At 44.5% G+C, this 1577-nt stretch carries 2 protein-coding genes; both read right to left on the bottom strand.

The genetic code is table 11. The annotated features are described in order from the left end of the window. Window positions 1-292: 292 nt before the first annotated feature. Window positions 293-811 carry an N-acetylmuramoyl-L-alanine amidase family protein gene (locus QI30_RS19340; protein ID WP_126992110.1) on the bottom strand — a complete coding sequence of 173 codons (519 nt, stop codon included), beginning with the start codon at window positions 809-811 and terminating at the stop codon, window positions 293-295. A gap of 11 nt (window positions 812-822) precedes the next feature. Continuing rightward, on the bottom strand, window positions 823-1577 hold a 755-nt coding region (locus QI30_RS19345), incomplete at its 5' end, for a tyrosine-type recombinase/integrase (protein ID WP_126992114.1).

Consider the following 1577-nt stretch of genomic DNA (forward strand, 5'->3'; position numbering starts at 1 on the left):
AAATATTAAGCCGAAATAAAATAACGTTCCCAAATTAAAGTCAGGGAATATCAAAAAAGCCACGAGTCATTGATTTAATAATGATTCGTGGCTTTTATTATTGCAAAGGATTTATGCACGATTTTATACATTTTGCTGAAAATACAGTCATACCAAGCATTTGAGCGATTTTTCACTCACGTAGCTAGTTCAGTGATTTTGTATAAAATCCTGTATATTTAAAACAAAAAACCCGCAGCATCGCGCTACGGGCAAACATGAATCATAAAGACTCGTACATTATAGTAAATCATTATTTCAACTTCCTCAACACACAAACAATCGCTTCAACAATCTCATCAAATCGTCCATCGAACAACTTATTATCCGTCGTATGATCGATGAACCCGACCTCCAACAACACAGCTGGTGCCTTCGTATACTTCAGCACGTAATAACCAGCTGTCTTCACACCGCGATTTTTAAACCCGACACCGACCAAAGCGTCCTGCAGCTGCTTCGCCAGTTTCTTCGCCTTGTTACTCGCGGTCGGATACGTAAATACCTCTGCACCGTGCGCTTTCTCTGGCGCAATCGCATTACGATGAAACGAGATGAAATAGTCGTATTTTGAAGCGTTTTCGCGCTTTTTACGGGCGTTTAACGACAGTGTAGTATCTTTTGTCCTCGTTTCATCTACAACGGCTCCAGCGGCTCGTAAACGTTTCGCAACTGCTTGTCCGAGTCGCAGTACGTCGTTTGATTCTTTTCGTTTTCCATATACCGCGCCAGGGTCGTTTCCACCGTGGCCATAATCAAATAAAAACTTCATCCATTTCCCTCCTAAAATACCTTCGGGGCGATCGTGCTAAAGCTTGAAAAGGCGTTCTGCGTATAATGACGCGTCATCGTTAAAGAACGATGCCCGAGTAGCAACTGGATTTGCTCAATCGGCACGCCGTTTTCTAACAAACGTGTCGCAAATGTATGGCGCAACACGTGACAGCTGAAGCTGATGCCCGTTTTTTTCGAAAAATTACTCGCGTGACGTTGTAATGTACGCGCGCTGCAACGGAAAGCAGATTCAGACGACACATCTAGTTGATTGACATAATCCGCGACAACTCGCGCCGCTTGTGGGAACATAACAGGTATTTGCCGATCACTCCCCCATTTCGCATCATGAATGTTGATATAAAGCGCGCCCTCGATGTATTGGAAGTCACTTTTTTTCAGTTTCGCCACTTCGGCCACGCGAGCACCCGTACCGAGCATCAAGTAAAATGCGGCACGCGTATGAGCAGGTAGTCGGTCAATGTAACTGACAAACTCGTTAATTTCCTCATCGCTCAATCGACGCTGTGAATGTGGCTGCACCTTGATTTTGATCATCTTAGAAACCGGATTGAAGTTCGCTTCTTCCGCCATGATCAAGTAGTCGTAATAGTTACGGACGCATGACAGGATGCCGTTTACCGTACGACCTGACTTGTTTTGAGCCAGTAACGCTTCCTTAAATTCCAAAATGTCGGCCCTCGATACTTCGTTCACCGCTTTTCCGACGTATGAAAGCCATGCATCGAATGCTAAAAGGTGAT

The sequence above is a fragment of the Candidatus Kurthia intestinigallinarum genome (genome assembly GCF_003991225.1).
In the GTDB taxonomy this organism is placed as follows: domain Bacteria; phylum Bacillota; class Bacilli; order Bacillales_A; family Planococcaceae; genus Kurthia; species Kurthia populi.